This window comes from Merdibacter massiliensis, assembly GCF_900155395.1.
Classification (GTDB): Bacteria; Bacillota_I; Bacilli_A; order Erysipelotrichales; family Erysipelotrichaceae; genus Merdibacter; species Merdibacter massiliensis.
The window spans coordinates 1-3,237 of record NZ_LT699719.1; the positions used below are offsets into that span (position 1 = coordinate 1).

The 3,237-nt window shown below is 42.9% G+C and carries 2 protein-coding genes; both read left to right on the forward strand.

Annotated elements, in window-relative coordinates:
- Positions 1-343: 343 nt before the first annotated feature.
- Positions 344-2,146, forward strand: a complete 1,803-nt coding sequence (gene rnjA / locus BQ9859_RS03785; RefSeq protein ID WP_235846384.1) for a ribonuclease J1 — start codon at positions 344-346, stop codon at positions 2,144-2,146.
- A 97-nt stretch (positions 2,147-2,243) separates the two neighbouring features.
- Entirely contained in the window at positions 2,244-3,104 is an 861-nt protein-coding gene (locus tag BQ9859_RS03790) for a metallophosphoesterase (RefSeq protein ID WP_075876949.1), read from the forward strand.
- Positions 3,105-3,237: the final 133 nt, after the last annotated feature.

A 3,237-nucleotide genomic window follows, 5' to 3' on the forward strand; every position in this document is an offset into this window, starting at 1 on the left:
TCCTTGGAAAGAAGATCCGGAAGCCATGGTCATCGGATAATCATTAACGACCGAAATACATCTGTGTTTCGGTTTTTTAATGTCCAAATAAAAATACTGGTTTTTTTGATCAAATATTTGTATAATAGTACAAGCTGTGCCATAGGAAAATAGAGAAACACTTCGTTTGTTTTTCTGAAAATATGGTATAATATCTAAAAAGGTGCATTCCGTAAAACAGCTATGATAGAAAGGAGAATATATGCATTCACAACAACATTCTCAGGCACCGCATGAGTTAAGCAGTTTTCGAAATGAATATAATAAAACAACAGTAGAAAAAAACGACACTCTCATCTATGCGATGGGAGGTTTAGGTGAGATTGGAAAAAACACCTATTGTTTTGAGCACGGCAACGAGATCCTGATCGTCGATGCTGGCGTTCGTTTTCCGGAAGACAACTTACTCGGTGTCGATTACGTTATTCCAGATTACACACATTTGATCAAGCATAACCGCAAACGCAAGATCTTGGTGATCACCCATGGTCATGAAGACCATATCGGAGGTATTCCATTTTTACTGCGTTCGGTTCAGATCGAGGCCATCTACGCTCCTCGTTTTGCCAGTGCTTTGATCCGCAAAAAATTAGAAGAACATCGAATGGTGAAAAATGTAAAACTGATTGAGATCAATGATCAGTCATCCATTCATATGAAACATTTTACCGTCGGTTTTTTCAACACGATCCATTCTATACCCGATTCACTGGGAATCCTGATCAATACACCAAATGGCCGTGTCGTAGAAACCGGTGACTTTAAATTTGATTTGACTCCGCTGGGATTAAATGCCGATTATCAGGTAATGGCCTATATGGGTCAGATCGGGGTCGATCTGTTGATGAGCGATTCCACCAATTCCGGTGTAGAAGACTTTTCCATCTCGGAGAAAAAAGTTGCGCAAGAGATCATGGATATCATGCGCAAGACCACAGGACGACTCATCGTCGCTACATTTGCTAGCAACGTCTTGCGTGTCGCACAGATCTTAGAAGCGGCAGTAAAATGCGGCAGAAAAGTTTGCATCTTTGGACGCAGCATGGAAAATGTCGTTACGATCGGCCGCAAGATGGGAAACATCAAGATCGGAGAAGAACATTTCTTGGCTCCTGAAGAACTCAACCATACCCCGTCCAATAAGATCTGCATCGTATGTACCGGTTCCCAGGGAGAACCATTAGCTGCCCTTTCCCGCATCGCAAACGGTACCCATCGCTGGATCAAATTGATCCCAGGCGATACGGTCGTTTTCTCTTCTTCACCAATTCCGGGAAACGGCGGAAGCGTCAACCAGGTCGTGAACAAACTGTTCCGTGCCGGTGCCAATGTATTGACAAAATCCGTCTTGAACAATCTGCATACGACCGGACATGCTTCCCAAGAGGAACAAAAACTAATGCTGCAATTGATCAAGCCGAAATACTTTATGCCGGTGCATGGCGAATACAAGATGCTTGTTCAGCATAAAAATACTGCCATCGAAACCGGAGTGGCACCGGAAAACATCTTCACTTGTGCCAATGGCGATGTCTTGATCCTGCGCGACCACAAGGTCTTCCCAAGCAGCTGGCGTATCCAGGCAGATGACATCTATGTAGATGGCAATGACATCAGCGGTCTATCAACGGCCGTGCTCAAAGACCGCAAGATCTTAGCCAATAACGGTCTGGTCTCTGTCGTCATCGCAATCGATTCCAAAGAGAACAAGATCTTGATGAAACCAATGATCGTATCCCGCGGATTCGTCTTCATCAAAGATTCGCAAAGTCTTTTAAAGGAAGCCGAGAACATCGTTTATCAGGCATTGAAAGACAAGATGGCCCAACGGACCACTTTTGGGGAATTAAAAAATTGCGTACGTTCGACCCTGGAGCCATTCCTCTACAATAAGACACATCGAAATCCGATCGTGATCCCGGTCATCATCAACTCTAAGTCAACGATGGCACAGATCGAAGCGATGCGCGCACAGCGAAACACGAAAACCAACAAAGCAAAAGCGGAGGAAAAAGAAACTGAAGGCACAAACAAAAAGAGTGCCAGCAAAACGAAATCCTCTTCTAGAGCCACAAAGAAAAAAGCAGCAAAAGTAACAGAAGCTTAACAGATGCCGTATACAGTTCTCATAAGATACAACTGTATACGGCTCTTCTTTTTTTGATATCCATATGGTAGAATAAACACTGCATGGAGGTGGATCAATGGTTAAGAAATTATTAAAGATCGTTGCAGCTTTGCTTGTCATTGCTTTGATCGTTATGGTGATGATATACTATGCACTTTTCATTTCGGTCAACCATACGAAAGTACGTTATGAAACGCTCACCTCCACAAAGATCCCAAAAGAGATGAACGATGTAAAGATTGCCTATTTTACAGACTTAGAATATGGATTCTCCATTGACAAAGAACGTTTCTCTTCCATTGTTGATACGATCAATTTCAATGGCGCAGATGTCGTGATCTTTGGAGGCGATGTATTTGATGACGCAACCGGCATGAGCGATGAAGATTTCTCTACCGTAACTGCATTATTAAAGAAAATAGAGGCACCGCTGGGAAAATTTGCCGTACTAGGCGAACGAGATTGTGTCAATGAAGAAATTCGAGACAAAATCACGACAATGCTGCATGACGCTGATTTTGAAATTCTCAACAATCAAGCCCTGCGGATCCGCAATGGCACCAACAGCGGAATCGTATTGGTCGGCATCGAACCGCTGGTAAATGGAAACCCAGATATTGCCGGCGCAACAGCTAAGATCAGCGAAGAAGAATACAATATCTTATTGACGCACTGTCCCGATTTGTTTGCCCAAAGCGAAATTCCCTATGCCTCGATTTCTTTGGGAATCGCCGGGCACTCTCATGCTTCCCAGATCAACCTTCCATTGATCGGACCTTATAAAAGGGAAGAAGGCGCAACGAAATATCCCTTAGGAAAATATCAGATCAACACTATGGAATTACAAGTATCTAGCGGTGTTGGTACGACCGGCATCAACGCTCGTTTATTTTCACCAAGCGAGGTCGTTATCTATCGTTTGCAGCATAGTGAATAACATAAGAAAAGAGGCTGTAACGAAATAGAAGATTTTAATTAAACGAATCTGTCTATTGAGGTTACGACCTCTTTTTTCTTTTCTTTACTTTGAAATTGTTTCAATTCTCCCAATTATCCCTATTTTTTGGCAT

Coding starts and splice junctions, on each gene's coding strand:
- rnjA (WP_235846384.1), top strand. CDS start 344: ATGGGAGGTTTAGGTGAGATTGGAAAAAACACCTATTGTTTTGAGCAC.
- BQ9859_RS03790 (WP_075876949.1), top strand. CDS start 2,244: ATGGTTAAGAAATTATTAAAGATCGTTGCAGCTTTGCTTGTCATTGCT.